General features: G+C 54.6%; 1 protein-coding gene. It reads left to right on the top strand.

Annotated features, from left to right (window positions below; genetic code table 11):
- Positions 1-78: 78 nt before the first annotated feature.
- Complete coding sequence (locus QWI20_RS27395; RefSeq protein WP_369308091.1) at positions 79-1,503, top strand: IS1182 family transposase; 1,425 nt, start codon at positions 79-81, stop codon at positions 1,501-1,503.
- Positions 1,504-1,600: the final 97 nt, after the last annotated feature.

Consider the following 1,600-nt stretch of genomic DNA (forward strand, 5'->3'; position numbering starts at 1 on the left):
CAGACTGTGTGAAAACCTAGCCAACCTGCCTCAGATCTAAGAAAATGCCCCGCATCGAAAGATGCGGGGCATTTTCTTATGGCGTACATCCAGGGCGAATCTCGAAACCAGACCAGCCTGTTTCCGGTTTCAATCGATGAAGTCATTCCCGAAGACCATCTGGTCCGGGTCATCGATGCCTATGTTTCTCGCCTGGATCTCAGGGTTCTGGGGTTCGATAAAGCCATCCCCAAAGGCAACGGACGTCCGCCCTACAACCCCGCCGATCTGCTCAAACTTTATATCTACGGCTATTTCCAGCGCATACGGTCTTCGCGCCGTCTCGAGGCTGAGTGCCAGCGCAACATCGAAGTCATGTGGCTGCTCAACCGCCTCGCGCCGGACTTCAAAACCATCGCCGATTTCCGCAAAGACAACGCCACTGCGTTCTCCGCAACGTGCCGCGCATTTGTCCAGTTCTGCCGGACCGCAGGCCTGGTAAAAGGTGATCTGGTCGCCATCGATGGCAGTAAATTCAAGGCCGTAGCCTCGGCCCGTCGTCATATCAGCATCAAGCATCTAAAGCGTGATCAGGAAAAACTTGATCGCCGCATAGCGAAATATCTGGAGGATCTGGACAGCGCCGATCGTGACGAAAATGAAGAGGTGGTTGATCGAAGCGCTGTTAAAACGGTGCTGGCAAAACTGACCGCCAAGCGGGACGACAATCTGACCTGTCAGGCGCTGATGGACGAGCTGCAGATCCCCCAATTCATCAGCACCGAAAGCGACGCGCGCATGATGCGAGCCCCGCAGGGCATGGCCGTTGCCTACAACGTGCAGACCGCGGTCGACGCTGAAAACAGCCTGATCGTTCATCACGAAGTCACTCAGGATAGCGACGATCGCAAGCAACTGGAGCCGATGGCAAAAGCGACTCAGGAAGTGCTGGAACAGCCGAATCTGACCGTCACGGCTGACGCTGGATACTCCAGTGGCAAGCACTTCCAGGCCTGCGACGACGCGGGCATCACCGCATATGTCCCCATTAACCGAACCATTAACAGCGAAGTTGAAGAGCCGTCTTTTTTCCGTCGGGAAGACTTCACCTATGATCGGGAAAATGATCGTTATCAATGCCCGACAGGCCAGTTACTGACGCTGGTTCAACTGAACAAGGGGAAGGGTTTCTACCGCGCCAGCGCGGATGCCTGCGGGGCCTGTCCCCTTAAAAACCAATGCACCAAGACCAAATACCGCTCGATCACACGTCATGCCTATGAGGATGCATTTGAGCGAATGGAGCAGCGAATGCAGGCCCACCCGGAAATGGTCGAGGCTCGACGAAGCATCGTTGAGCACCCGTTTGGCAACCTCAAACAATGGATTTACGGCAATGGCCGGTTCTTGCTTCGCCAGCTCAAAGGTGCGCGAACGGAAATGGCGCTGGCGGTGAACGCCTACAACCTGAAAAGAGCGATCAACGTGCTGGGCGTACGCCGAATGATGGAGTTACTGGCCTGAGGAGGGCTTTTTTTCTCTTTGCATAAATAAAGAATACCCCGAGTTGATCGGGGCATTTTTTGATTAGCTGCTGGTTATTTCGTTTTCACACGGTCTG

The organism is Pseudomonas sp. W2-17 (assembly GCF_041060445.1).
GTDB lineage: Bacteria > Pseudomonadota > Gammaproteobacteria > Pseudomonadales > Pseudomonadaceae > Aquipseudomonas.